1 protein-coding gene is annotated in these 628 nt (G+C 43.0%); it reads right to left on the bottom strand.

The genetic code is table 11. The annotated features are described in order from the left end of the window. Nucleotides 1-628: ISAs1 family transposase (locus tag CWC18_RS17985; RefSeq protein WP_138675824.1), on the bottom strand; the 628-nt coding region annotated here is incomplete at both ends.

A 628-nucleotide genomic window follows, 5' to 3' on the forward strand; every position in this document is an offset into this window, starting at 1 on the left:
TAGCGCGTACACCTTTGTTAAAGGATGTCTCTTTCTTCAATAAATTCAATGCAATATGCCTTACACCAGCAAACACTTCTGCTGCACCGTCTCGGCGTATACGGCAACCATCTTCATTCATTGCCACATCCAAACACCAATGAAGACTGTTCTCGATATGCCAATGCGCTCGTGTGGCCTCCGCTAGTCTTTGCGCACTCAAGTTTGCTGAGCTTATGTAATATCGATATGTTAATTCTCCTTGCTTTTGATTATCCAGTTTACGATAAGACACTATCACGCCTGCACTTTGTAAATTGGGCCAGCTCGCACTTGCTGGAATGTGGGTCATATCATGGCAGACAACCGCCGCCCTGAACTCTTCTCGACCTCGTTGATAATCTACTTCACTTAGTAGGCTATCATTCGCTATTTGCCGTGTGATTTCTGGCTGTAATAGTTGTTTTACTTGTTCAAATAAGCTGCTCTGATTGGCTTTGAGTGCTAGCAAATAATCCGCTTCTTTTTCTATAATTTGCTTCGCAATCTCCTTTTGACAGCCCATTGCATCAATGGTCACTAAGCAATCTTTTAGCTCTAATAACTTTAGCAACTCTGGGATTGCGGTGATTTCATTGGACTTCGAGTC

The sequence above is a fragment of the Pseudoalteromonas aurantia genome (assembly GCF_005886875.1).
In the GTDB taxonomy this organism is placed as follows: domain Bacteria; phylum Pseudomonadota; class Gammaproteobacteria; order Enterobacterales; family Alteromonadaceae; genus Pseudoalteromonas; species Pseudoalteromonas aurantia_A.